The organism is Paenibacillus sp. ALE3 (genome assembly GCF_054113405.1).
This window is the reverse complement of record NZ_CM134214.1, coordinates 3,819,606-3,844,249: the sequence shown is the minus strand read 5'-3', so window position 1 is coordinate 3,844,249 and position 24,644 is coordinate 3,819,606. Positions and strand designations below refer to the sequence as shown.

The following is a 24,644-nucleotide window of genomic DNA, read 5'->3' as shown; positions in this document are numbered from 1 at the left end:
AACATGGCAAAGAACATACAGCGGGAAGAGAAACTTGAGTTTCGCTTAATGCAACTGGATGACATCCCCGATGTGCTGGAGATTGAGCATGAAGCGTTCACGCTGCCGTGGACGGAGGAAGCCTTCCGCAATGAGCTGACAATGAATCATTTTGCTAAATATATGATTATGGAGCTTAATGGACGAGCTATTGGTTACGCAGGTATGTGGACGATTATGGATGAGGCTCATATTACGAATATTGCGGTTCGTGAGGCTTATCGTGGACGCAAGCTTGGAGACAAGCTGTTGGATGAGCTGATGCAGACCGCATCTTATTTAGGGATGGAACGTATGACCCTAGAGGTACGGGTAACGAACCGGATCGCTCAGGGCTTGTATGAGAAAAAGGGCTTTAAGCCCGCGGGTGTGCGCAAGGGCTATTATTCGGATAATAACGAGGATGCCGTGATCATGTGGGCGGATCTTCCCGCACACGGGGCATCCGGTGAACAGGAAGGAAGCGTGCAGGAGCAATGACGCAAGCGGAAAAAGCAGGTACAGGCTCTGCCTCTGGCGAGCCTTGCTATATACTGGCAGTGGAAACGAGTTGTGATGAAACGGCAGTTTCTGTCGTGAAAAATGGCACAGAGGTGCTTTCGAATCTGATTTCCAGTCAGATTGAAACACACAAAGCCTTTGGCGGTGTTGTGCCAGAGGTAGCATCACGTAAACATGTGGAAAGCATTACCTACATGCTGGATGAGGCTATGCAAACATCGGGAATCAGCCCCCGCGAGATTTCAGCGGTTGCCGTGACACAAGGACCAGGACTGGTTGGCGCATTGCTGGTTGGTATTGTCGCCGCCAAGAGTGTGGCTATGGCGTTCGGCAAACCGCTAATCGGAACGCATCATATTGCGGGACATATTTATGCCAATCAGTTGGAGCATGATATTGTATATCCGTGCATTGCTCTTGTGGTGTCAGGGGGGCATACCGAGCTGGTGCTGATGGAATCCGAAGGGCAATTTCAGCTTATTGGTCGTACGAGGGATGATGCGGTTGGAGAAGCCTACGACAAAGTAGCGCGAGCCATCGGATTTCCGTATCCCGGCGGTCCGCATGTGGATCGTGTAGCTCATGAATCGGAGGAAGTGGTTACTTTGCCGCGTGCATGGCTGGAGCCGGATTCTTATGATTTTAGCTTTAGCGGCTTGAAATCGGCGGTGCTGAATGTAATTAACCAGACGAAAATGCGCGGAGAAACCGTTCATGCGGGAGCGATTGCAAGAGGCTTTCAAGAGTCGGTCGTAGAGGTGCTGGTAGAAAAAGCGATTCGCGCTATGCGTGAATACGGTGCGAAGCAGCTGCTGCTTTGCGGCGGAGTTGCTGCCAATCGTGGACTACGTACAGCATTGCGGGAACGCTGTGAGCGTGAAGGCATCAAACTGCTTGTACCATCCATGAAATACTGTACAGATAATGCAGCGATGATCGGTGCCGCAGCATACGCCAAGTGGAAGCGCGGAGAATTCACCTCATTGGACATGAAAGCTGATCCAGGGCTGTCTCTGGAAGAGTGGTCTGTCCAAACTTAATTGAACGAATAGGAAGGACACGACACATCTTTGGGGTCGTGTCTTTTCTGTTTCGCGCTATACATATATATAAATAGAATTTCAAGAGGATGAAATACAGGAGTTTGAGCGTATGAATGCCGGTATCTTATTTCCTCGCATGATTCGTCACAATGGTTCATGATTTTTCATGTTCCACCAAAAAAATTATCAAAATTTTATACTGCCCGAATAATGATGTGATTTGTCAAGTTGTGAACAAAGTTATCCACATATACCGTTCAAAATGTGGATAAATAGGCTCAAAGCAAGCAGGCTAAGACTTTTAGCAGATAGCTGGATGGGGGATATATCATAGCTATAGTGATTGTGAAATCTGTGGATAATGTGGATAAAATGGTGGATAAATTTGGTTTTCATTTGAAGTTGGCGGTTTATCAATAAAAAAATGGCCTAAAAGGCCATTTTCCAATATCGTCCATGCACAAAATCTGTGGATATTCTTGTGTACAAAAAATAGAAGAGGGAAATGTGAAATTTTTATGGCTAAGATTTTATGCAGCAGCTTTTATGCCTCAAGCAGTTCCTCCCAGGATGCATAGGTTTCAGTCAATTCCTGTTTATGGGTGTCGAGTTGTGCCTGAATATTCTGAAGTGCTGTGTAATCCTGATAAATCTCAGGCAGGGTCATTTGTTCTTCCAACCCTACAATTTGTTCTTCCAGCGTTTTGATCTTGTTTTCCAATGCCTCCAGCTTGCGTTGACGGCTGCGTTCCTCGCTTTTGGCTTGTTTGTCTGCCGCATAGGTGGCCGCGCGTGATTTGGGAGTGGTCTCGTCTGTTACAGATGCAGAGGCAGACGATGTTTTGCCACGAGTGGACTGACTTGCCTCGAGAGCTTCCTGTGCGATTTCCTCCAACTCTTGTTTTTTAGCTACATAGTCATCATAATTCCCCAGGAAATGTTCTATCCCTTCAGGATGAAGCTCAATGACACGTTCAGCCATTTTGTTAAGGAAATAACGGTCATGGGAGATGAACAACAGTGTACCGTCATAGTCCATCAGAGCCGCTTCCAGCACTTCCTTGCTAAACAGATCCAGATGGTTGGTAGGCTCATCGAGAATTAATACGTTGGCTTCACGCAGCATTAGCTTGGCCAGTGATACGCGGGCTTTTTCTCCTCCGCTTAATGAAGCTACCTTTTTCAGTACATCGTCACCGCTAAATAGGAAATTACCCAGCACTGTCCGAATCCGTGCTTCTTCCATATGAGGGTACTCGCTCCATAACTCCTCCAGTACGGTATTGGCGGGGTTCAGGTTTGTCTGCTCCTGGTCATACAGACCGATTTTGATCTTCGTACCCCAGTGGATGGACCCAGCAGCAGGTTTAAGTGAGCCGGTCAGGCATTTGAGTAAAGTCGATTTTCCGATCCCGTTCGGACCAATCAGTGCCACCGTATCTCCTCGTTTTAAGTCAAAGGAGGCATGCTGAAATAAAGGCTTTTTCCCCTCATACGCTACGGAAAGGTCGCGCACCTCTAATACTTCCTTACCCGACATATAGGCGGTTTCAAAAGAAAAGTGGGCTTTTTTCAAATCGCCCATAGGCCGATCCATACGATCCATTTTATCTAGCTGCTTGCGGCGGCTTTGGGCACGTTTGGTTGTAGAGGCTCGCACGATGTTGCGTTGTATAAATGCCTCCATCCGTGCGATCTCCTCTTGCTGCTTTTCGTAATGCTTGAGGTTTGTTTCGTACTCGGCAGCCTTTAGTTCCATATAGCGGCTGTAATTGCCTGTATAGCGAGTGGAGCGATGGCGTTCGATTTCAACAATCGTCGTCACCAGTCGATCCAGAAAATATCGGTCATGTGATACGACCAGCAGGGAGCCGGAGTAGCCACGCAAATAGTCTTCCAGCCAGGTCAATGTCTGAATATCCAGATAGTTGGTAGGCTCATCGAGCATAAGGACATCTGGAGCGAGCAGTAGGATGCGTGCTAGCGCAAGCCTGGTTTTTTGACCTCCGCTCAGGGTGACTACAGGCGTCTCGGGTGCAAATGAACCAAAGCCCATTCCGTGTAGCACGCTGCGAACACGGGTCTCCATTTCATAACCGCCGTGATCCTTGAACCAGTCTGAGCGTCGTGCATAGCGTTCAAGCAGATCGGCATAACGCTTTTCGTTCTGCGCATTGGCCGGATCAGCGATTTCCTGCTCCATCTGCCGAAGTTCCCTTTCTGCTGCAATCAGCGGTTCGAACACCAGCATCATCTCATCCCAGATCGAACGATCAGAATCCAAACCGCTGTTTTGCGCCAAATAACCGATGCTGGTTTCCTTTGCTTTAAAGATTTGTCCACTGTCATAGGATATTTCACCAGCAATGATTTTGAGCAGGGTCGATTTGCCTGCACCGTTCACACCTACCAGTCCAATACGTTCACGTTCCAATATTTGAAGGTTAATCCCGTCCAGAACGGGCTCAATTCCATAGGATTTAGTAATTCCGGTTACTTGCAATAGCATAGCGTATCGTTCCTCCATTACATTTTGCACAGTTCTTCCTGCCTTTTTCGCAGGTACCTTCCTTCCAGTTTACATGAAATTACCCACTATTGCACTGCTTTCACCCCCTAAACCCTTGAGCCGCGTGTAGTCAATTTGTATAAACAATGATAAACTTAAACGAGAAGTGAAAAAGAATGAAAAAAACTTGCAACGTACAGCACTTACTGACAAATGGGACAATTGTAACGTTTTGATGATTATCGACGATTGTGCGGGAGGGCGGATGTGTGGATGTCTGTAATGTGAAGAACGCGCTGCGTGTACAGCAACGGGAAGCGCGTGACTCCATGGACCCGCTGACAAGGCAGAAGGCATCGGCTGTGGCCTGTCGGCATGCAATCGAGGCATGGGAGCAGCTTAGAATAGACAGAAACGGGGATAAGCTAACCTTATTTAGTTATCTCTCTTTTGGCAGCGAGATTTCTACGACTCCCCTCATTGAGCATTGTTGGTCACAGGGAGATCGTGTCCTGGCCCCGAGAGTGGATTCGGTAACCCGAACCATGGAGCTGAGGGAGATGGATCAGTATGGAAATATGGTACCCGGCGTATGGAACATTCCTGAGCCTGCATTGACATGCAAGGAATGGTTGCCTGAAATGTGGACGGGAATCGACTGGGTTGTTGTGCCCGGCTTGGCCTTTGATCGTCGTGGAGGCAGGATCGGCTATGGCGGAGGCTACTATGATCGCTTTACCGCACAGGTAGAGGCAGTGAAGCGTAATAATGGTTCCGTAGGTCCGCTTTATGTCTCGCTGCTGTTGCCGGGACAATTGTTGGCACAAGTACCCATGGAGCCGGGAGATTTGCGAGTGGACGTGCTGTTTACACCGGAAGGACGCTTAGATTGTAATCATGCAAAATCCACAAAAGATGAATGAAGTAAAGTTGGGTATGTGAAAGGAGCTGTGAGGGAGTCATGGATTCCTTTACTCATTTTAACGAACAGGGACGGGCTCGTATGGTAGATATTTCGGGCAAAACGTCTACGGTTCGTACAGCAGTCGCCGTGACTCAGATTACGATGAACCCGGCTACATTGACGGCTGTAAAAGAAGGAAGAATCGGCAAGGGTGATGTACTTGCTGTAGCTCAGGTCGCAGGGATTCAAGGTGCGAAAAAAACGTCAGACTGGATACCGATGTGTCATCCGCTGGCGCTGACAGGCGTGAACATTACTTTTTCCGATAATGGACATGATGTGCTTCATATTGAAGTTGAAGTGAAGACCGAGGGTAAGACAGGTGTAGAAATGGAAGCTTTGACAGCGGCTTCAGCCGCAGCGTTAACCGTGTATGATATGTGCAAGGCGCTGCAAAAAGATATGATCATCGGCCCTACCATGCTGCAATCCAAAACGGGTGGCAAGCATGGTGATTTTCAAAGGGAGGACCACCAGAAACCTTGACATAGACAACATTGTCGCCGAGAGGGTACTGTGATGTGATGGAGGATGCAGCGTGGCTGTTTCTGATTTTCAGAAGAGAAAGTATTCTTTCATGATAGGAGAAGGGTGATCTTATGGTGTGGAAAACGGCGATCCTAACAGCCAGTGATAAAGGGGCAAGGGGAGAGCGTGAGGATACAAGCGCACAGGTCATCCGGGAACTCGTCGAAGAAGAACTGGGCGGAGAGATTGTGGAATACCGGATCGTTCCCGATGAACCGGATGAGATTATTGCGGCTTTAATCGAAATGACCGATTATTTTCATGCAGACTTGGTGCTTACTACAGGCGGAACCGAACTGGCGATCCGTGATGTGACACCTGAGGCGACCAGACGGGTCGTGGAACGGGAAGTGCCAGGTATGGCGGAAGCCATGAGAATGATCGTGATGCAGAAAAATCCGGCGGCCATGCTTTTTCGTGGAATCGTGGGGATACGTGGACGTACGTTGATTGTCAATTTACCAGGAACGCCCAAAGGCGTGCATGAAAATTTGGCAGCGATTATGGATCAACTCCCGGAAGCGTTGCTTATGGTGACAGGTCAGTTTCGGTAGAAGGCAACCCGTGTGTGTGGTATGATACCTGTAAGAATTTATAAGGCCGTATACGGACAGAGGTTCTCATTTTGTCCGTCAACATAAGGAGGATTACTACACATGCCCAATATTGGAGCACCGGGTTATATTTTGTTAATTATTCTGGCGCTGCTGCTATTTGGTCCGAACAAGCTGCCTGAGCTGGGCCGAGCTGTAGGGCGTACATTCCGTGAATTTAAAAACGGGGCACGCAATATTTTATCTGAAGATGAACGGACTGGGCGTAAAGAAAGCAAAGATAGTGTGGTCCAAGCATCACAGACAACGTCTTCAGAAGTTCAACCTCAGCCTGAGGATAAACGCTTGTCATAGATTTAGTTATTTATTTTTGCTGCTTGTATAATGAACATGAGCCTCTTCTTTAGTGAAGGGCTTTATTTTTTAGGAGGCGCTGCTGCGTTCCGTTCAGAAAGGAGGAATGGACTTGACCCCATCAGAGCATGAAATGCCGCTAATGGAACATCTGGGTGAGCTCCGCCGACGAATAATTTATGTGCTGATTGTATTTGTATTGGCACTGGCTGGTGGATTGTTCGCAGCGGGTTCTGTCTATAACTGGCTTATTCGCTCCGGTTCGGCGAAAGCTTTTCAGTTAAATGCATTTTCCTTTTGGGACGGAATCGGCATCTACATGAAAATCGCCATGATCATTGGGCTTGCAGTGGCGTTACCGTTTGCATGCTACCAATTGTGGAAGTTTGTCAGCCCGGGATTAAGGCCGCAAGAACGGAGCGCAACCTTGCGATATGTGCCTTATGTGCTGCTTTTGTTTATGATTGGCGCAGCTTTTGCTTATTTCATTATTTTCCCGATGGCGATTCAGTTTACATCGTCTGTCACCAAAAGTATGGGATTGCAGGAAACGTACGGTATTGCGCAATATTTCACCTTTATGTTTAATATTGTGTTGCCTGTAGCGTTGCTGTTTGAACTCCCCCTGCTGATCATGTTCCTGACAGGGATTCGTGTGTTAACCCCGATGAGGCTTCGCAAATGGCGGAAGATTTCTTATTTCCTGCTTGTTTTTGTTGCCGTTGTTATCACTCCGCCGGATTTTATATCCGATTTTTTGGTGGCGATTCCGTTGCTGGTGCTGTATGAAGCGAGTGTATATTTGTCATCAGTCGTGTATCGCAAGCAATTGCGTGCACAGGAGGAACGGGAGGCCCAGTTGCGTGTAGCTGCGGAATAATTAGACAGGACCTGAATGGCTCAACAACGAATTTCTCTAAAATTGATCAGTATAGCTATCTTAAAAATAACCATTAGCCTTGAGTTAACGGTTATTTTTAAGATAGGTGGATATAATCGAGAATGGTTGCCCATAAAAATTCCCATAAAAAATACATTAGGGACTTGAAATTCAATCTCAAGTTGAGTATCATAAAGTTGGTTGTTAGCACTGACCACTGTTGAGTGCTAATACATACAACATAACAACCAAATTACAGGATAAAACACTTAATAAGGAGGCTATTTTTTCATGATCAAACCTTTGGGTGAACGCGTATTGGTGGAAGCAATTGAGCAAGAAACAACGACTTCCTTCGGAATCGTACTTCCTGACTCTGCCAAGGAAAAGCCGCAAGAAGGCAAAATTATCGCGGTTGGCGCAGGCGCATTGAAAGACGGTGCCCGTATTCCTCTGGAAGTAAAAGAAGGCGACCGTGTCATTTTCTCCAAATACGCTGGAACGGAAATCAAATATGAAGGTAAAGAATATTTGATTATGAAAGAAAGCGATATCCACGCGATCATCGGTTAACCGGAACCCGGACAAGACCTAAATATAGGAATTGAAACAAATCATTCATAATCCATAGGGAGGTTTATCACAAATGGCTAAAGACATTAAATTCAGTGAAGACGCTCGCCGCTCCATGCTGCGCGGGGTAGATGCATTGGCTAACGCTGTTAAAGTAACACTCGGACCGAAAGGCCGTAACGTTGTACTGGAGAAAAAATTCGGTAGCCCGCTCATCACTAATGACGGTGTAACGATTGCAAAAGAAATCGAGCTGGAAGACGCGTTCGAAAACATGGGCGCTCAACTGGTTAAAGAAGTAGCAACCAAAACGAACGATGTAGCTGGTGACGGTACTACTACGGCTACTGTTTTGGCTCAAGCCCTCATCACTGAAGGTTTGAAAAACGTAACTGCTGGTGCAAGCCCAATCGGTATCCGTAAAGGGATCGACAAAGCAGTTAAAGCAGCTGTTGCTGAACTGCAAGCTATCTCCAAACCAATCGAAAGCAAACAATCCATTGCTCAAGTAGCTGGTATTTCCGCTGCTGATGATGAAGTAGGCGAACTGATCGCTGAAGCTATGGAAAAAGTGGGCAAAGACGGTGTAATCACAGTTGAAGAATCCCGCGGTTTTGCAACAGAACTGGAAGTAGTTGAAGGTATGCAGTTTGACCGTGGCTACATTTCTCCGTACATGATTACAGATACGGACAAAATGGAAGCTGTTCTGGACAATCCGTATATCTTGATCACTGACAAAAAAATCACAAACACACAAGAAATCTTGCCATTGCTTGAAAAAATCGTGCAACAAGGCAAGCCACTCGTTCTGATCGCTGAAGACATCGAAGGCGAAGCGCTGGCTATGCTCGTTGTCAACAAACTGCGTGGTACATTCAATGCTGTAGCTGTTAAAGCTCCAGGCTTTGGTGACCGTCGTAAAGCAATGCTGCAAGATATCGCTGCCCTGACAGGCGGTCAAGTAATCACAGAAGAACTGGGTCTGGACCTGAAAACTGCTTCTGTGGACCAACTGGGTACAGCACGTCAAGTGCGTATTACAAAAGAAAACACGATTGTGGTTGACGGTGCTGGAAACAAAGCCGACATCGACGCTCGTGTTAGCCAAATCCGTACGCAACTGGAAGAAACTACTTCCGAGTTCGACAAAGAGAAACTGCAAGAGCGTCTGGCTAAATTGTCTGGCGGCGTAGCAGTAATCAAAGTCGGTGCGGCTACTGAAACAGAATTGAAAGAACGCAAACTGCGCATCGAAGATGCTCTGAACGCAACCCGTGCTGCGGTTGAAGAAGGTATCGTATCCGGTGGTGGTGTAGCGCTCCTGAACGTATACAATGCAGTTGCTGCTGTTGAGCTGCAAGGCGACGAGCAAACAGGCGTCAACATCGTGTTGCGCGCTCTGGAAGCTCCAATCCGTACAATTGCTGCTAACGCAGGCGAAGAAGGCTCTGTTATCGTTGAGCGTCTGAAACGCGAAGAAGTAGGCGTTGGTTTCAACGCAGCTACTGGTGAGTGGGTAAACATGATTGACGCAGGTATCGTTGACCCTGCGAAAGTAACTCGTTATGCATTGCAAAACGCAGCTTCCGTAGCGGCTATGTTCCTGACTACTGAAGCAGTTATCGCTGACAAGCCAGAACCAGAAAAGGCAGCAATGCCTGACATGGGCGGCATGGGCGGAATGGGCGGCATGATGTAATAAATCCAAAATCCCTTGCTGTAACAAGGGTTTAGGTGATCGATATATTGATTTGTTAACAATCAGTCCGTTTTTATAGAGGCTCTCATTAGTTCTCCGAACTTTTGAGAAGCCTCTTTTCTTTTTCTGGCCAAAAAAAGATATTGACAACTGGTTAATTGCTGGACAAAAATAGTAAATGATTATAAAATACTGGAATTTTTATGCGAGGGGTGGCTATGACATGAAGCATACACCTACGATTCGAGCAGAATTAGACAGATATCTACAGCAAGAGGGTTTGAACATAGCGCAATTTGGACAAATTGCAGGCATGAATAGGGGAATAATAAGTGCTATTGTAACAGGGAATAAGTCTATGTCTGTTAACCAGCTTGACCTCATTACTGAGGCTATGGGTTTGCCGGAAGGTCACTTTTACGACTTGTTCATGGAAAACTACATCATCGATCACCCTCCGAATATGAGGCGAATCGAGCCATTTTTGTATCGTTGTGCAGAGTTAGACAAGCTGGGTGTGATACGTCGAGTGGTGGGGGCCATCATGGACAATCTACTCTATTCGCCCAAACTATTTGACATTGCAGAGCAATTATTGGCACAGGGACGACACGCGGCTGCATTACTGCTCTATGAGGGGGTGGCTGAAGCGGAGAAATATCAACACTCTGAGCGTTTGGCAGTCTGTCAATATCGTATATTTACGATTCAAGTTGGAGACGATCAAAGCCGTAATCTTAGTGCAGCTACGATTTTTGAAGTTTTTGTTGAGCGCCTTGATGAAATAGACCAACTTGACGCATTGAAGGATTTGGCTAATGTGTACAGGTCTTTGCGTAAATGGGACAAGGTTGACGAAATGGCGAAGAAAATGAGAGCTAAAGCCGAAATCCACTATACACTGAAACATCAACAGGACAGTCGAAACCACACTGAATCTACTGATAAGCTAAGCCGTCCATTGTTTGTATACATTTGCTATGCTGACCTGTTGTGTGCAAGCGTCTGTGAAGCTCAAGGCGATTATCAACGAGCCCTAGACTATACATACACCTACGCTAATTTAGATTGGGTAATGGAGACTGACGAAGATACCCGGCACTGGATTAGCTTGTTCAAAAGTTGGGCAGAAGGTAATACTTACGTATATAAACTTTTATCAGGAGATATAAATGTGCTGCATGATTATATTGAATATATTGTAGCGACATCAGTGACTAACGAAAACGAGAAGATATCAAAACTACTTAATGTTATAATTGCCGCAAACCAATATAGCATAGATGTAGACGATATACTCAAACGATTTGAATCAGAGATTAATTCGTTTTCTGAACAGCCTCTATCCGATGATATGTATACACAGCAAGTGATACCGGACTATATCGCGTGGTTTGGTTACGAGTTAGCTTATTATTATTTACATCGAGGCTCTTACAATGATGGTTTTAAACATTTGATGTATTCAATGGTAAGTTATCATACACTAAATAATGAGACTTATTTCATTAATTGTATGGGGCTATTTTCACATTTTCGGGATCATGCAGTTCCTGAAACCAAAGCTGGTTTTTTAAATCTTATTGAAAAGGTGTGGATCACTAATGTTGAAAAAAACGGTACTGCTGATTAGCGCGGCTAGCTTTTTGTTGTTTATTATAACTGTGCCAGATCAAGCCTTTAACCACCATAGTATCCAGCCTCAGGTTACTATTGGAGGAGCTTAAACGTAAGTAAAGCAAATCCTCGTTGCCCTTAACTGGTCGGCGGGGATTTGTTACATTGAAGGAATTACAACACCACTCACCGAATGAATTACTGAGGTAATCAGCATGAACCATACATATAATTTGTTAAAGTCGGTTATAGAACTATTTACAGCTGTATTAAGCCAGGTAAAGGTGTATGTTGTTGAGTCGTTAGGAGAAGACTTAATATCGGTTGTAGACTATGGAGGATCTATAGAAAAGTTTTCACCTGATTCGGTTAAGATTTGCCGGAGCGTATTACATGCAGAATCAATTTGAATTTAGAGTAGATGTCAAGAAGGGCTCGACTGGTATTTGACCGGTATGAGCTTTTTTAATACCCAATAAAAAATAAATATGAAAATATTTAGAATGTATTTATAGATTAGCAAGTTTATGTTTAGACACAATTCCTTAATTAAATTATTCTTAGTTCTATTAAACCTATTGGAGGATTATTTAATGAAGAAAGCATGTATAACGATTTTATTTTTAGTTCTATTATCTTTACCCTTATCGAATGTCTTTGCAGCTGAAGCAGAGTATTCAGAAAATTTAATTCCTAAAATGACATCTAACAATTTGCCATCTGGAGTGGCAAGTGCGAGCAACGAATTTTCATACGCATATAGATCTTTTGACGGGGATTTTGCAACTATCTCTAGTGCTTGGGGATCTAATGAAAATCCTGCCTGGTTAAGATATGACTTTCCTAAACCTGAAGTTATTGAACAATACGTTATATATCCACAGACAACGGCAACCGACCGCGCCCCTAAAGATTGGACTTTTGAAGGCTCAAATGATGGGGTTACTTGGAACGTGCTAGACACTCAGTCAAATATCACTGAATGGGTAGATAGCACTCCAAAAAAATTCACTTTTTCTAATTCTAACTCATACAAGGATTATAGAATTAATATTACAGCAAACAATGGAAGTCAGTATATACATCTTGGCGAATTAGAGATGATGTCTAAATTATCAAGTTCCACTCCTAACCCAGGAACAGAGGAACCGACTCCGAACGGGGATCGTGCAATTCTAGTAGTCACCATGACAACTGGCTTAGAGAAGGAATTTGATTTGAGTATGAAAGAGGTCAATGACTTTATTGCGTGGTATGAGGCTAAACAAGCAGGTTCTGGATCGGCTTCATATGCCATTAATAAGCACGATAACAATAAAGGCCCGTTTAGCAGCCGTAAAGATTATATGCTATATGATCGTATCCTGACGTTTGAAGTAAGTGAATACTCTAAATAAATTAAAAAGCTCTGCTAACCTTAAGGTCGGCAGAGCTTTTTAGTTGAAAAATTGCTTACAGACGGACATTTAAGGCGGAACTGATATGAATCAACTTTAAATGTATGTTGAAAATAAAGTTTTGATAACTACAATAAAAGAAACAACGGTAGAATAGGACGGGAAAATAAAGCCCTAGACTATCGCTATTTGATTGAACTAACGTTTCCCGTTAGTTCAATCAATTCTGTTGCCATCGTATATGCTGGTGGTGAACCAGGTTTTCTACATTACTATATCGTCTTCGTAAGTTTTTGGTACAGGGCTATCTTCTCGTTAGCAAGGGAAATCATGCACTCAAGTTCCTGCCGCTTGGATTCCAGTTCCACCAGATGCTTTTCAAGAATTTCTATCCGTATGTGTAAGGCAGGAGTAAAATTAGCAACTTCTGCCCCTTTTTGAATTTTATCCAGTACACATCCGTCACGGGTAAATTCCGTAATCTCCTCAAGCGACAATCCCAATTTTTTTAATCTAATTAAACATTGTATATATGAAACCTCACTTTCAGTATAAATGCGTGTCCTTCCATTTCTTCGATTTGGTTCCTGTAGCACTCCAATTTTTTCATAATAGCGAATCGTATAAGGAGTTAGCCCCGTTCTTTCTGATACTTGACTTATAGTAAGCATTGTTTTTTTATGACACTCCTTTTTTCTAAACCAAAATTTAAAACTATTATACATCTTTAAGTCAACTCGAAGTCGATATTTGCACCTCTAACTTCATTTCAGAAATTTGTGCTTGATTTCTAGTTGACTCTAACTTGTAAGCTAAAGTTGCTAATTGATATACATGAAACATAAAAAAAACTAAAGATAAAAGGAAATGGTGTCAAACTTATTTTGATGGAGGCATAAACAATGAACAACAAATATTTCACGATTCAACAAGCAGCGGAAGGTATCTGGGGTGCTATTTCGGTACCTGGTAGTGGTTCGCTGGGGAATGCGGCAATTATTGACATTGGGGATTTGACCGTTGTTGTGGACACAACCAACCTACCGCATTCTGGTGCTTTGTTACGTCAAACCGCAGAACAATTAACGAATAAACCAATTAAATATGTGATCAATACTCATTTCCATGGAGATCATGTCAATGGCAATCAGGAATTCATGGAAAGTGATTTTATATCTACCGTTTGGACAAGAGATTTGCTATCTGAAATGGGTAAAGTGAATATTGATCTAATGCAACAAAACATTCAGAAGTTAATAAATAGCCTACATCAAGTACGTTCACAAGAAAAAAATCCGCACATGTTAACCGAAATCGGCTATGATCTTTCCGTGCAGAGAGCCCTGTATGATGCTATCCCTTCCCTTCGTAGGGTGATACCCACGATAACTTTTGACGATAAACTAGTTATAAAAGGAGCAAAACACACTGTCGAAGTTTTATCCTACGGAGGCGGCCATTCTTTAAGCGATGCCGTTATTTACGTGCCTGAAGAACGAACCTTGATTGCTGGTGATTTAATAACCAACAAGACGATTCCGGTCATGCCATACGGTAATCCATACGCTTGGATACGCATCCTTAGACGCATTCAAAGAGATCTGAAGGTAGATACTGTCATTCCCGGGCATGGAGATGTGTCCACTCCAGATAAAATCCTAGATGTCATTCGCTTTTTAGAAAAAACGATCGCTTATGTGTCTGAAGCTGCGACGAGCGGAAAACCAGAGTCTTACTGGTTAAATAAAGGTGTATTAAATGGCTATGAAGATTGGCATCTAGCTCAGTATTTCAGATGGAATTTTCGCTGGCTCTTCAATACAATGCTTGTTCAAAAAAATAGATGAGACACAACTAGCACTCCCTTTAACTCCACCAGATTCACAAGACCAGTTCTGAATGTCAACCCGGCAGCACGTTTGGGTATTTTCAAACGTAATTGGCAGTCTGCTTGTTAGGTTAACCTGCCACGTTAGCTTAACATCGCCGTTCAGTCTACAACTTTTCAGCAGGCTGCCGTAACTATATTAGATCTGGAGATAAAGACGCGGAGGTGTACAGAAAGCATAAAAAGTTAGTTGCTTGCTTTAGAGCAAAATAACTATATTCTGGGGCCGGATAAGTCTACACTACGGGATATCGTCATTCTGGAGAGTTGGGAGCGGGATAGAGCATACCTATGCCGCCAAGAGAAGGTGAGATATTTTTAGAATATTAAAATTCAGAAAGATCATTGCTACTTCCTATGCCTCAATATACAATAAAAGGAAATTGTTGATGAGACCGAATGGTGTGTGGCAACATGGCTGCTTGAATCTCAAAAAAATCACATGAAAAATACCAGTTCTGGCGAATGAGGGCAGATGTAGACGAATAAAACTTTCTGAAGATAAGCCCAAACAAGCTATACAATAGAAGATAAGTTTTATGACGTTCCTCTGCGCGAGTAAATCAAAGATGGGCGGCATGATGTAATAAGGGTCTCAAAACCCTGTAATACCGCTATTTAAAGGGCTCCCGAGAGGGAGCCCTTTTCTATACCATTGCTACACCATGAGTGCTCAAGCAACTTACAGCAGATTTTATGTAATTCGGCAGTTTACGTTCGATCATTTGCTCTAATTGATAACTCGCACAGGTGAAAATTAAAAAGAAAATAGGTTTTCTGGTATGCAGAGGTTGACCAATGTGTCGGCCTTTTTGATTTTCTTTAATATTTGAATAGGAACGGATTCATGAAGAAAAACCCAGGGCACGAATATGTATGCTTTGTAATGATCCCAATCCGAATCCAGAGAATACAACAATGGGCGCGTCCTTTCGCGATCAACTCAATTGTCAGATCCCTTTATTGTAGTGTAGTATGTATTCAAATTATCCAAAGGGGGAAGTTTTGTGGAGCTTCAAACTATATTAGCTTTTTTGGGAGCAGCAATTGTTCTCACCATTATGCCGGGCCCCGACAACGTGTTCACACTGACACAGAGCATAGCAAAAGGTAGGAATGCAGGGATATTTACTACTTTAGGCCTTTGCACGGGATTGTTGGTTCATATTTTTGCAGCAACCTTCGGCCTCGCGGCAATAATTTATCAATCTTCCTTGGCGTTTGCAGTAATCAAATACGCTGGAGCAGTTTATCTATTATTTTTGGCGTATAAGTCATTTAGAGCAAAAGATACGAGTTTTGAACTTAAGAGTGGAGATACCTTAAATTACAAGTCATTGTATAAAAAAGGTGTTATCATGAATGTATTGAATCCCAAAATATCACTTTTTTTCTTGGCTTTTCTCCCTCAGTTTGTAAACCAAGAAAGTGGTAATGTTTCTACTCAAATGCTAGTTCTTGGAGTAGTATTTTTAATGCAAACTTTAGTGCTTTTTATTTTGATAAGTATTTTTGCTGGAAAAGTAGGCTCCTTTCTACGGAGAAATCCATCCTTTTCTAAAAAAATCAATTATATTCAAGGCTCGTTATTTACACTTATCGGATTAAAAATCGCATTTACCCAAAAATAATAGAAGGTAGTATTTTTCAAACCAATCATTAAGGACTAGCTGTTGAGCTAGTTCTTTTTTGTTGAAAAAGCATATAACCCACGGGTTGACCTTTAGCCGGGAGATGTTGAATAAGAGAAGTTAAAGCAGTCCATTGTGCGGTTTGGTTACATCGACCCGATCATTTGGATCGAACGCACCGGGAACATAGTGGACGGTCACCAATGGTACAAGATCATGGTCAACGAGTTGGAGCATACGGACAGGCCTATGCCTATCTTTTCCTAGATGAAGTCAACAGCCCAATCTTTTTGGTTAATTGCACAATAAGCTAATTTGACTAGACTTTGGAGGTGACCATTAATTATGTTTCGACATTATTGTTGGCAAAAGAGAATGCATCGGAGAAAATTTAGAAGATGTGCAGTTAAAAAGGTCAAAGTTTTGCCGAAGGTCATTGTTAAAGGGATTAGAGGACCTCAAGGGCCTCAAGGACCTCAGGGACCCCAAGGACTGCCAGGTCCACTGGGAGTTCCAGGTGCTCAAGGCCAGCAAGGGCTACAAGGTTTTCAAGGAATCCCCGGACCCGCAGGGGCAGTAGGAGCAACGGGACCAGCAGGAGCAATAGGGCCGGCAGGGGCAGTAGGAGCAACGGGACCAGCAGGAGCAGTAGGGCCAGCAGGAGCGACAGGGCCAGCAGGGCCAGCAGGGCCAGCAGGCGCCGGGATATCAGACTTCTTAAGTGTTTTCCGAGCTGACCCTGGTACGGGAACTGACACAGTTCCGGGTAACTCACCAATTACCTTTACTGGGGTTTTAGCGAATGTTGGTGGTGCATTTACTTTCACTCCTCCATCTCCAACGATAACAATTAACGAGACGGGGAGCTACTTTATCTCATTTTCTATTCACAACCAAGGTAATGCGGACTTCAATCTCACCGTTAACGGAACTCCTATAACACCCTTACCTTTCTCAGGTAATGGTGGGGGGCCTACCGCTGCTGAGGTTATTGTAACCGTTACAACAGTTCCAACTACAATACAATTGGTAAATGCCAACGCAACTCCTGCTCAGTTGCACAATAATATTAATACAACTATGACAATATTAAAGTTGACGCCTTAATATTGTTACTTAGTAGTAGCTTATTCAGCAAATGGCTTAAGGTTTATGTCTTTTATCCAGTCAGTTTGTCTAATTATTCAGAGACCTAAGCTATAGAGGCAGTGAAATGCAGAATGCCTAGAGAGAGAAGTCCTGAACGGGACAAAGTCAGACACATGTAGTTGGAGAGCAGCGGGACGATGCGATTTAAGGATATCACCGCTGCTCTTTCTGTTCCTGAAAGTCGGGTCCGCAAATGGAAGCACATTACCATGGCATCCGCGCCAGTTTTATTGGGAGCATCCTTTTGAGTCGGATACAACAGTGATCGAATTGCACATTAGCTTCAAAAGGATGAATGTTAGGTATTGAAATATGGCTGATGGCTTTCTTTCATATTAATAAAGTCAGCCGTAGCATTTGAAGTAGTCAAATATGCGGGTGTAATACCAGGTTATAATCCCAGTTTGCAGTTTTTACTGATGGGTTCTCTTTACGCTCTACTTTCGATTTTATGGTTTACTACAATCGTATTATTGTTAAATTACATAAGAAAATGGTTAATGTCACCCAAAGTTCAGAATATTATCGATAAGGCCACGGGACTCGTGCTGATTGGATTTGGTTTAAATATGATCTTCAAAGTTCAAAAAACAGGATCATAAATAAAGGGACGGGCTATAGAAGCTCGTTCTTTTTTGTTGGGAGGTTGAACGCCTTGCATGAAAGCGTTGACATGAATTTCAACCCTCTATATACTTAGCTTAGTTAAATGAGAATGAATAGCACTAGGATTGTTACTGTTACGCAGGCAAAACCTAAGGAACAAAATGTTAAGATCCAAGGATCTTATGTATTTTGTTATCTTAGGTTTTTTTTGTTTATGGAGAGAGGGAGGTATTATGTTCACATCTGAGAGGAGCGACAAACTTGGAATACAAATATGAGCTGGTCCAGGCAGACAATCATTTTCCATTAAAAATTATAGTTCATTCCTCCAATGAACCAGCATACATACCTAGGCATTGGCACGACAGCATCGAAATATCTTATGTACTCTCAGGAAGAATTGACAATATCTATATAGATGGCATGAATTATAGCTCCAAAGAAGGAGATATTGTGCTCATTAATTCGAATGCTATTCATTCCTTTTCTGTGGCTAAGGGCAAAGGTAGAGAGGCTATAACCGTTTTGATTCCTTCTGGATTTATTCGAGAAAATACTAAGGACAGTAATCCCATTTCATTCGATTGTATATCCATTTTCGAAACCAATGAGCAGAGATTACAGCATTTTGAGGAGCTGCGTGATCTGTTAAACACATTATTTGTAGCTTACCTCAACCAGCACAATGACCCTTTAGTACATATCCATCTAACGTCGCTATCTTATAAACTGGTGTACCTTTTATTAATGCATTTTAAAATTGACAACGAATCGATCCCTGGCTTTAACACTCATAAATATTTGGAGCGACTGACGTTGATAACCGATTATATCAAAGAAAATTACGATCAGAGTCTATCCCTGGATTCCATAGCTCAGGTTTTTGGATTGTCTCCCGAATATTTGTCCCGTTTTTTTGTAAAGCATGTAGGTATGACGCTATTTCAATATATCAATGCCATCCGTCTGGAGAAATCTTTCCGTGTTCTTATGAATACGGACCATTCTATTATACAAATTGCGCTGGAACACGGATTTCCAAACGAGAAGTCTTTTGCCAGGGTATTTAAAAAGGTTTATCAAGCGACACCGCATCAATATCGTAAAAAGCACAAGAGGCGTTCTGAAGCAAGGAGTCAGTAATTGACCTGAATTAGGCTAAAAAAAGGCAGGATGAAAATAAAAAAATCATTAAAATTAATAATGTAAGCGTTTTATCAATGGATCTGGGAGGTAAGACATCATGTTTAAACAGTTTAAAAAGGTTGCTAAAACAACTATGTTATTCACTTTAGCTGTCGGTACGACCCTTGTATTCAGCAACGGTGCATGGGCTGCCAAGGATGCCAAGATGCAGCCTACTTCATACCGGACGGTTGCGGAGGTGAAGGATTGGGGAGCAACCATTACGAAGATCATTGTTAATCTGGGTAAGCCGGTACCCAAAGATGCGATAACCAAGGATACATTTAAGGTATATGTGGAAAGAAGCGACAATAGGTTGGTAAATGCCTTTGTTGAGAAAGGCAACCGGAAGGTCACCAAGGCCTATGTATCGGACAAAAGTGGCAACCCTGTAAGTAAAACAGGAAGCTACGTTGTGTTGGAAATGGAAATCGGCCCAGCGGTAACTCTAAGCTCTGCCATTCATTATGATGCGGCGGGTTCGGGGTTTAACGCATGGAATGATAACAAATATACGATCACGCAGCAAAAAGCTATAAAAACCAAATCAGGCACGATTTCCGGCTTGAAGATTGATACCTCTGCAGGAGAGATACGGCAGCTGGTTGATCAATTTACCACTGGTAAAGCTACTTCTGATGGGGTTACTTTAACCTACGCGAGCTATGCACCGGCAAAAGACAAGGTGAAAAACCCTTTGGTGATTTGGCTGCACGGTATGGGAGAGGGAGGTACAGATCCGACGATTCCGATTTCGGGTAATAAAGCAGCGAATTTTGCTTCTAAGGATATTCAATCGTATTTTGGCGGGGCTTATGTGCTGGCACCTCAGACTCCAACCTACTGGATGGATGGTTTTACAGGCTTTGGAGACGGAACCTCGAAGTATGAGCAAGCATTGATGTCCTTAATTAAGGAATACGTGGCCAAAAACAAAGACATTGATACAGATCGAATCTACATTGGTGGAGACTCCAACGGCGGATATATGACTATGTTGCTGATCCGTGATTATAAAGACTATTTTGCAGCAGCCGTGGTGGCGTGTGAAGCCTTAAAGGATAGCCTAATCACCGACGAACAAATTAACGATATGAAGGATCTGCCGATCTGGTTTGTGGCTGCCCAAACCGATACTGTGGTTCCACCCAACGATTATATGATTCCGACCTACAACCGTTTAGTGAATGCCGGAGCAAAGGATGTCCATATGTCGTTGTTTGATAACGTAGTGGATACTTCTGGTTTGTACAAGAAGAGTGATAAAACACCGTATGAATACAATGGCCACTGGTCCTGGATTTACGTGTATAACAACGAAGTATCGAAGGTGATTAACGGAAAGAAAACAACGATGATGCAATGGCTGGCCTCCAAAACATTGAACTGAACGGTATAGCTGTAAAATAAGATGTGGTGCTCACTATTGAGGTTGGGATTATCCTCTCACAAGTTAAATAAACTTGTGAGAGGTCTCTTGTATTACCTAATTCCCATTTCGTTCCTGCATACTTTTTGCATAGTCAACGGCGAGCCCACTTTCCTTGCTCTTTCACTTATTCACCTCAATCAGCCCATCCGGCTTTTCTCGATTAGAGAGTAATTCAGATACAGTGACGAAGGAATAACCTCTTTTCTTGAGCTCAGGGAGAATAATCTTCAAGGCTTCAACGGTTTGTGTACTTTGATGTACATAATCGTGCATGAGGACAATGTCGCCGTTACGGGCGTTACGAAGCACCTTATCTGCGATACGGTATACACCAGGCTTTCGCCAATCTAGAGTATCCTGATGCCAGGACCATAAAATAATTTTTAGCCCCTTCTCCTTGGATAACTTGACGAGTGAATCGTTATAGGAGCCGCCTGGTGGTCTAAATAGATGGGTCCCCGCACCAGTTGCCTGAACGATGCTCGTCTGACCTTGGTCCAATTCGGACAGAGCTTTGTTGCGGGAGATATATTGAAAGGATGAATGAAGGAAGGTATGATTGCCAACTTCATGTCCTTCCTCTCGTTCCCGTTTTACAAGGTGTGGCAGCTTTTCTACACGACTGCCAACGACAAAAAAGGTCGCTTTCGCATCATATTTTTGAAGTAAATCGAGAATGGCAGGCGTATTGCTTTCGTCCGGTCCGTCATCGAATGTGAGAGCGATAAGCTTACGATGGGTAGGAACTTCCCATACAATGTCGCCCCGTTCTTCGTAATAGGCTCTTCCCTTTGTAGGAGCGGGGGAGGCATATGATGTGTTTTGTGCATTCATATATGGAGTGGGGCAAGAACTGATACACAGCAAAGAAACAGCGATTCCAGCGCATAGCAAACGGTTATATTTCATCAGGCTTCTTCTCCGTTCTGACGTATTCTCACATTAGCTTGCCAAGAAGAAGCGTATACCATTCCTCATTTCTGAATTTTGCTCAATAACAGTGCTAGCTTGCTTGTTGATAACATCCTGTGCGCATGTTAAGTTGTACATATCCATCCTTGGTTTTAATGTGCAGTGAAGATCGGTCATTGTCCAGTTCTTAATCTGACGAAAAATGGAAGAGGTCAACGAGATAAGCCGCTAAAGCTGATCTGAAGTTTCATGGAGCTGCGACTCGTTCCTGAACTTCGAACAGGAGATGAGACGGGATGAAAACAGATGAAAAAGAGCTGCGAGCCATTAGTCTAACGTTGGAAGCTGGCGAACATATCCGATCCTGTATTAGGTGTACGTATGATTTGCAACAAAGCTCTGAGAAGATACCGCTTCATGGGATAATGGCAGTAACGTCCCAACGAATCATCTTTTATTCCTCCACTATGGGTATTCCTTGGATCAAGTTCATTAATTATCACCATATTTCGCAGGCTAAGCTGGAAAAGGATTTGTCAGATACTAAGGGGAGCATCCTGTTGATTAATCAGGGTGTAAATGAGGTGTTCTGCCACCTGCCGAATGAAGATCGTATAGAGCGTTTTGTAGCTGTACTAGAGCAGGAAGCAGGCATCTCCTGTGAGAACTAATGATTATAAGAACACAAATAACTAAAACCTCCAACTACGTAATGTGCCAAGGGTAGGCTACTTACGGATTTGGAGGTTTTTTGTCTTTTAGTTAGACAGATTGCATGGATTAAGCGCTAGCTCAACAGGACTATAACCAACAAATTAAATAGCACCAGCGGCAGAATGACATTGTTGTAGGCATAGGAACGATCAGGGGCTGGGGTGCCTGAGGAGGGTGAGTGATACTGCTGAGGGACTCTCAGATACAAATGATCCGCATCCATGTGCACAATCGTTCCTTCATACACATGATGATCCATCGTTTGTACCCTAACCGTGTGATTCATGTAGGGGCTCAATTGATAATGCAATTGATCGCGGACTTTTTTAAGTTCTTGTTGGAATTCCGGTCTAGCTTGATATAAAGTTTGCGGACTGACGGTATTGTACGACATTCGCCTCTGACCTCCATACTCATAATAATGATATATCGTATGCAGGAGCCTGTGCCCTTGTGCGAGTACCCAATTAGGATTGGTTTTACAAAGAGTAAAAACATTAACATTTTACTCCAGTCCACTTGATGTTCCCTTTACATCAAAACGATACACTTACTGAGGTTGGTTTAAAAGAAAGGGGCGTTCCGTTTTGGGTGAACTTAACAAATCTTTGGGACTGGGGACGAGGAGCCAGCAACGGACATCGTCTAAAGCTCGCATACGCACGGGTTCGCTAAAAATTCAAAGACTGCGCGAAAACGCGCTGGCGTATACCTTTTTGGCTCCATCGCTTATTTTGTTTGCGCTATTTATGTTTTATCCGATGATAAAGTCCGTTTATCTCAGCTTACATTCTACAGATCCCGCAGGAAACGTTGCAGATTATGTGGGGTTCGATAACTTTGCTATGCTTTTCAGCTCAGGTCAGTTTCTACAGGGGATTAAGGTCACGCTGCTTTTTGCGCTATTGACGGTACCTGTGGGTATTTTACTGGCGCTGGTACTCGCTGCCCTTACACACAGTAAGTTACGTGGGATGCGTATCTTCCAATTTGCCTTCTCGCTACCGATGGTGTTGTCGGTGGGTTCATCTGCGGTCATTTGGAAATTTCTTTTCCATCCCACACTGGGAATGTTCAACTATGTGCTTTCCCTGTTACATATCAATCCGGTTCCGTGGTTGACCAGCCCGGATTGGGCGCTGTTCTCCGTAGCCATAATGACCATCTGGATGAATCTTGGCTTCAATTACATTATCTTATCGAGCGGACTTCAAGGGATTCCAGACGACATGTACGAAAGTGCCAAAATGGACGGAGCCGGACCGTTGGTCACGTTCTGGCGTATCTCTATGCCGCTGCTATCACCGACGATCTTTTTTGTGACTGTAGTTTCTATCATTGGTGCCTTCCAGTCTTTTGCCCAAATTAATATCTTGACCAAAGGCGGTCCGGTGAACAGTACAAATGTATTTGTATATTCCATTTATCAGGAAGCTTTCGTTAATTTCCGGTTCGGAACAGGGAGTGCGCAGGCGATTGTCTTGTTCGCCGTCATTTTGGTGCTTACGATGATTCAGTTTAAATGGGTGGAAAGAAAGGTACATTACCAATGAAACAACACCTGAATTCAACATTACTGTATGTGCTGCTTACGATTGCAGCCGCTCTGATTTTGTATCCGGTGATTTATACATTTTTTATGGCGGTCATGTCACCCGAGGAAGCGAGCGCTTACCCACCAAGCTTTTTCCCGCATTCCTTTCATATGGCCAATTTTACTGAAGTGTTCGAAATCGTTCCGATTGCAGCCTTTATCGGCAACACCTTTCTCATTTCGGGTCTGACGATGATCGGACAACTGATTACAGCCAGCCTGGCGGCCTATGCCTTTGCCAAAATGGAATTCAAGGGAAAAAACTTCATTTTTAGCATGTTTGTCGCGACAATGATGATCCCCTGGGAAGTTACCATTATTCCTAACTATCTGACGGTGCGAAGCTGGAACTGGCTTGATACATATCAAGGATTGACGGTTCCATTTCTGGCGACGGCATTTGGAACATTCCTGTTAAGACAATTTTTCCTCCAGCTTCCCAAGGAACTGTTCGAGGCTGCTCGTATGGATGGGTGCGGACATATCCGATATTTCCTGTTCCATGTGCTTCCGTTATCGCGTCCTGCACTCGGAACACTGGCTGTGTATTCGTTCCTGAACATGTACAATTCATATCTCTGGCCTTTACTGGTCACAAATAGCGAGAATATGCGTACCGTACAGATCGGCATATCCATGCTGGAGTTTCAGGAATCGACTTCATGGAATCTGGTGTTTGCGGGTACAGCACTTGTCATTTTACCGTCTCTGCTCCTGCTGATCTTTGGACTCAAACAGCTGGTGCGTGGAATGGCAGCGGGTGCGCTTAAAGGCTAATCATAGATGCAAAAGACAGCAACACCTGCGCAAGCAGCCTATATACAAAGCTTTAACGCACAAGAGTACGAACATTTCATTCAAGAATCATTTAA

The 24,644-nt window shown here is 43.6% G+C and carries 25 protein-coding genes and 1 pseudogene; 22 read left to right on the top strand and 4 right to left on the bottom strand.

The genetic code is table 11. From position 1 onward, the window contains the following. The first annotated feature begins 3 nt into the window (after positions 1 to 3). Both rimI and tsaD read left to right on the top strand, forming a co-directional pair. Positions 4 to 519 carry a ribosomal protein S18-alanine N-acetyltransferase gene (rimI, locus tag ACXHJ2_RS17170; protein WP_013369872.1) on the top strand — a complete coding sequence of 172 codons (516 nt, stop codon included), beginning with the start codon at positions 4 to 6 and terminating at the stop codon, positions 517 to 519. Then, the gene (tsaD, locus tag ACXHJ2_RS17165; RefSeq protein WP_137078055.1) at positions 516 to 1,580 is read left to right on the top strand and encodes a tRNA (adenosine(37)-N6)-threonylcarbamoyltransferase complex transferase subunit TsaD; all 1,065 of its coding nucleotides are present in this window, start codon (positions 516 to 518) and stop codon (positions 1,578 to 1,580) included. Before rimI ends, tsaD begins: the two co-directional genes overlap by 4 nt. Positions 1,581 to 2,127: 547 nt before the next feature. On the opposite strand, the gene ACXHJ2_RS17160 is transcribed toward tsaD, so the two are convergent. Next, a complete protein-coding gene (locus tag ACXHJ2_RS17160; RefSeq protein WP_017426495.1) occupies positions 2,128 to 4,092 on the bottom strand; it encodes an ABC-F family ATP-binding cassette domain-containing protein in 1,965 nt (654 codons plus the stop codon). A gap of 269 nt (positions 4,093 to 4,361) precedes the next feature. On the opposite strand from ACXHJ2_RS17160, the gene ACXHJ2_RS17155 reads away from it, so the two are divergent. From ACXHJ2_RS17155 to ACXHJ2_RS17110, 10 genes and pseudogenes are all read left to right on the top strand, one after another. Then, complete coding sequence (locus ACXHJ2_RS17155; RefSeq protein ID WP_013369875.1) at positions 4,362 to 5,015, top strand: 5-formyltetrahydrofolate cyclo-ligase; 654 nt, start codon at positions 4,362 to 4,364, stop codon at positions 5,013 to 5,015. Between the two features lie 38 nt (positions 5,016 to 5,053). Continuing rightward, positions 5,054 to 5,542: a cyclic pyranopterin monophosphate synthase MoaC gene (gene moaC / locus ACXHJ2_RS17150; protein ID WP_013369876.1), complete on the top strand. Its 489-nt coding sequence runs from the start codon at positions 5,054 to 5,056 to the stop codon at positions 5,540 to 5,542. Between the two features lie 113 nt (positions 5,543 to 5,655). Further along, entirely contained in the window at positions 5,656 to 6,138 is a 483-nt protein-coding gene (locus tag ACXHJ2_RS17145; RefSeq protein WP_013369877.1) for a MogA/MoaB family molybdenum cofactor biosynthesis protein, read from the top strand. A 102-nt stretch (positions 6,139 to 6,240) separates the two neighbouring features. After that, complete coding sequence (locus tag ACXHJ2_RS17140) at positions 6,241 to 6,492, top strand: twin-arginine translocase TatA/TatE family subunit (protein ID WP_165080496.1); 252 nt, start codon at positions 6,241 to 6,243, stop codon at positions 6,490 to 6,492. 112 nt (positions 6,493 to 6,604) lie between these two features. Further along, on the top strand, positions 6,605 to 7,372 hold the full coding sequence (tatC, locus tag ACXHJ2_RS17135) for a twin-arginine translocase subunit TatC (RefSeq protein WP_165080498.1): 768 nt from the start codon (positions 6,605 to 6,607) through the stop codon (positions 7,370 to 7,372). A gap of 291 nt (positions 7,373 to 7,663) precedes the next feature. Continuing rightward, positions 7,664 to 7,945, top strand: a complete 282-nt coding sequence (gene groES / locus ACXHJ2_RS17130) for a co-chaperone GroES (protein ID WP_007429271.1) — start codon at positions 7,664 to 7,666, stop codon at positions 7,943 to 7,945. Between the two features lie 73 nt (positions 7,946 to 8,018). Next, entirely contained in the window at positions 8,019 to 9,647 is a 1,629-nt protein-coding gene (gene groL, locus ACXHJ2_RS17125) for a chaperonin GroEL (protein WP_016821196.1), read from the top strand. A 223-nt stretch (positions 9,648 to 9,870) separates the two neighbouring features. Then, a complete protein-coding gene (locus ACXHJ2_RS17120) occupies positions 9,871 to 11,280 on the top strand; it encodes a helix-turn-helix transcriptional regulator (protein ID WP_165080500.1) in 1,410 nt (469 codons plus the stop codon). 199 nt (positions 11,281 to 11,479) lie between these two features. Continuing rightward, positions 11,480 to 11,714 (top strand): annotated as a pseudogene (locus ACXHJ2_RS17115) (hypothetical protein). A 143-nt stretch (positions 11,715 to 11,857) separates the two neighbouring features. Further along, complete coding sequence (locus ACXHJ2_RS17110) at positions 11,858 to 12,661, top strand: discoidin domain-containing protein (protein ID WP_025677648.1); 804 nt, start codon at positions 11,858 to 11,860, stop codon at positions 12,659 to 12,661. Positions 12,662 to 12,933: 272 nt separating this feature from the next. Here ACXHJ2_RS17110 and ACXHJ2_RS17105 read toward each other — a convergent pair whose 3' ends face one another. Next, positions 12,934 to 13,386 (bottom strand): MerR family transcriptional regulator, encoded by a 453-nt coding sequence (locus ACXHJ2_RS17105; protein ID WP_238791360.1) that lies wholly within the window; start codon positions 13,384 to 13,386, stop codon positions 12,934 to 12,936. Positions 13,387 to 13,563: 177 nt separating this feature from the next. On the opposite strand from ACXHJ2_RS17105, the gene ACXHJ2_RS17100 reads away from it, so the two are divergent. The 7 genes from ACXHJ2_RS17100 (at position 13,564) to ACXHJ2_RS17070 (ending at position 20,510) form a co-directional block, all read left to right on the top strand. Continuing rightward, complete coding sequence (locus tag ACXHJ2_RS17100) at positions 13,564 to 14,508, top strand: MBL fold metallo-hydrolase (RefSeq protein WP_090736306.1); 945 nt, start codon at positions 13,564 to 13,566, stop codon at positions 14,506 to 14,508. A 1,048-nt stretch (positions 14,509 to 15,556) separates the two neighbouring features. After that, entirely contained in the window at positions 15,557 to 16,180 is a 624-nt protein-coding gene (locus ACXHJ2_RS17095) for a LysE family translocator (RefSeq protein WP_090736303.1), read from the top strand. Between the two features lie 345 nt (positions 16,181 to 16,525). Next, on the top strand, positions 16,526 to 17,287 hold the full coding sequence (locus ACXHJ2_RS17090) for a collagen-like protein (protein ID WP_165080503.1): 762 nt from the start codon (positions 16,526 to 16,528) through the stop codon (positions 17,285 to 17,287). A gap of 179 nt (positions 17,288 to 17,466) precedes the next feature. Next, on the top strand, positions 17,467 to 17,577 hold the full coding sequence (locus ACXHJ2_RS17085; protein ID WP_225683736.1) for a phage terminase small subunit-related protein: 111 nt from the start codon (positions 17,467 to 17,469) through the stop codon (positions 17,575 to 17,577). 84 nt (positions 17,578 to 17,661) lie between these two features. Beyond that, a complete protein-coding gene (locus tag ACXHJ2_RS17080; RefSeq protein WP_457874898.1) occupies positions 17,662 to 17,931 on the top strand; it encodes a LysE family translocator in 270 nt (89 codons plus the stop codon). 265 nt (positions 17,932 to 18,196) lie between these two features. Next, entirely contained in the window at positions 18,197 to 19,078 is an 882-nt protein-coding gene (locus ACXHJ2_RS17075; RefSeq protein ID WP_165080505.1) for an AraC family transcriptional regulator, read from the top strand. A 100-nt stretch (positions 19,079 to 19,178) separates the two neighbouring features. After that, positions 19,179 to 20,510, top strand: a complete 1,332-nt coding sequence (locus ACXHJ2_RS17070) for a prolyl oligopeptidase family serine peptidase (RefSeq protein ID WP_165080507.1) — start codon at positions 19,179 to 19,181, stop codon at positions 20,508 to 20,510. 162 nt (positions 20,511 to 20,672) lie between these two features. Here the strand turns inward: ACXHJ2_RS17070 and ACXHJ2_RS17065 are convergent, their stop codons facing one another. After that, positions 20,673 to 21,461, bottom strand: coding sequence for a polysaccharide deacetylase family protein (locus ACXHJ2_RS17065; RefSeq protein ID WP_165080509.1), 789 nt, complete (start codon positions 21,459 to 21,461; stop codon positions 20,673 to 20,675). Positions 21,462 to 21,760: 299 nt separating this feature from the next. On the opposite strand from ACXHJ2_RS17065, the gene ACXHJ2_RS17060 reads away from it, so the two are divergent. Continuing rightward, positions 21,761 to 22,135, top strand: a complete 375-nt coding sequence (locus tag ACXHJ2_RS17060; RefSeq protein WP_165080511.1) for a PH domain-containing protein — start codon at positions 21,761 to 21,763, stop codon at positions 22,133 to 22,135. 116 nt (positions 22,136 to 22,251) lie between these two features. Here ACXHJ2_RS17060 and ACXHJ2_RS17055 read toward each other — a convergent pair whose 3' ends face one another. After that, on the bottom strand, positions 22,252 to 22,572 hold the full coding sequence (locus tag ACXHJ2_RS17055; RefSeq protein WP_165080513.1) for a hypothetical protein: 321 nt from the start codon (positions 22,570 to 22,572) through the stop codon (positions 22,252 to 22,254). A 193-nt stretch (positions 22,573 to 22,765) separates the two neighbouring features. Here ACXHJ2_RS17055 and ACXHJ2_RS17050 point away from each other — a divergent pair, with 193 nt between their 5' ends. Further along, a complete protein-coding gene (locus tag ACXHJ2_RS17050) occupies positions 22,766 to 23,731 on the top strand; it encodes a carbohydrate ABC transporter permease (protein WP_165080515.1) in 966 nt (321 codons plus the stop codon). Next, complete coding sequence (locus tag ACXHJ2_RS17045; RefSeq protein ID WP_013369899.1) at positions 23,728 to 24,549, top strand: carbohydrate ABC transporter permease; 822 nt, start codon at positions 23,728 to 23,730, stop codon at positions 24,547 to 24,549. Before ACXHJ2_RS17050 ends, ACXHJ2_RS17045 begins: the two co-directional genes overlap by 4 nt. Positions 24,550 to 24,644: the final 95 nt, after the last annotated feature.